Raw genomic sequence first — 1,056 nt, forward strand, 5'->3', positions numbered from 1 at the left:
CCGACGTCGCTGCACGTGAGGGTCGACTCGGCGACTCTTTTCTTAGCCGAACCACAGAGGGTGCGATGCGTTCGGCCTTCGAGAGATGCCTCGTGGCGAGGCGTACGCAGTTCCTGGTCATAGACGAAGCCCACCATGTGTTGAACGCGAAAGGTGGGGAGAGGTCCGCCGGTGCAATCTTGGATTCATTCAAGGTGCTGGCTGCCAGGACAGGAGTTCGCCTTGTTCTAGTCGGCTCTTACGATCTTCTGACCGCGGTCAACCTGGCTCCTCATCTGATCGGCCGATCTCAAACCATCGAATTCCCCCGCTACAGGGAGTCAGAGTGGGACATGGTCGAATGGACAAGGATAGTGCGCCACTACTCGAGCCTCATCCATGAAGACGAGTATGCAATGGACGAGTACATCGAGGCACTTCATGACGGCTCATGGGGCTGCATAGGTGCGCTTTCACGATGGATCCGGAATGCTTTAGCTTCCTGCCGATCTGAAGGCCGCTCGATACCCGGACAGGGTGATTGGGCTCGGACCAGGCAGCTTAGCTCAGCGCTTGCCTCGGTTAGCGCTGAGATCCGGCGTGGAGAACTCCACTTTTCAGAAAAAAAGGTCGTCGCCATGCCCGAAGCAGGGCCGACGTTGGCATTGCGAGCGAGCAAGAAACCGGCTCCATTCAAGAGGAAAACACGCCGCAATGAAATCTGATGACGAGACCACTCCACGCCTACTTCCTTTGGAAATCGTTGGGAAGAACACTGGCGATGTCGAGGCACTGCACTCATACGTGCTCCGGCTTGCACGTCTACACAGTGTCACTCCTTCCTACCTCTTCGAGGTGATTGCAAGAAGGGCAGGCCGACACTCGGAGCTTCGTCCTGGAGACAGGATAACGGCAGTGGTAGGCCCGCAGCTGGACAGACCGCGCCCAGTGGAACACTCGGTCGTTCCGCTTCTCACAACAATGGCATCGGAGTGCGAGATTGCTCTGAAGAACTCAACCTTCATGTTCCTAGCCAAAGCGCTAAGTCGGACCGTGACCTGCTACTCCAGGTTCAGC

General features: G+C 56.9%; 1 protein-coding gene. It reads left to right on the forward strand.

What is annotated here, in order from left to right; all coding sequences use genetic code 11:
- Nucleotides 1-704, forward strand: a 704-nt coding sequence (locus tag ACXJKH_RS21130) for a TniB family NTP-binding protein (RefSeq protein WP_457322309.1), incomplete at its 5' end; no start/stop codon positions are given.
- Nucleotides 705-1,056: the final 352 nt, after the last annotated feature.

The sequence above is a fragment of the Stenotrophomonas sp. P5_B8 genome, assembly GCF_054049855.1.